At 49.2% G+C, this 455-nt stretch carries 1 protein-coding gene; it reads right to left on the bottom strand.

The genetic code is table 11. From position 1 onward, the window contains the following. Positions 1-101: 101 nt before the first annotated feature. On the bottom strand, positions 102-455 hold a 354-nt coding region (locus ACTHUG_RS11465; protein ID WP_440422296.1), incomplete at its 5' end, for an integrase core domain-containing protein.

The following is a 455-nucleotide window of genomic DNA, read 5'->3' as shown; positions in this document are numbered from 1 at the left end:
CGTCAGCCCCTTTGCTTAATATCTTGCTTTTTATGAAACTGATATATCAAGCAGACAACTCAAACCGCACAGCTGTGTTTTCAGACGGCCTGAGAGTTTTATCAGGTGTAGGAAAACGTTGCGTTGTTTACACCACAGGTTGAGAATGAAGCCTGCAAGACCTCAAACGGCGTATCGCCGTTCAAACTGCGGTGCGGCTTCACAGTGTTATAGAAATTAACAAAGCGGCACAACTCCTTTCGCCGGTGTTCCGGACTGTCAAACAACTGTTTCCCATGCCACATCTCCATCAGGGTGCGGATAACCCGTTCCGCCTTACCGTTGGTCTGCGGACGGGCAACCCGGGTAAACTTTTGACCAATCCCGTTCTCATAACAGGCTACACCGAAAGCATGGTTGGCCGAGCCTTTATATTCCGTACCGTTGTCGGAGTAAACGCACTCAATCAGGTATGG

It is taken from the genome of Neisseria sp. P0022.S009, assembly GCF_051956675.1.
In the GTDB taxonomy this organism is placed as follows: Bacteria; Pseudomonadota; Gammaproteobacteria; order Burkholderiales; family Neisseriaceae; genus Neisseria.
This window is presented reverse-complemented; position numbering and strand designations above follow the sequence as displayed.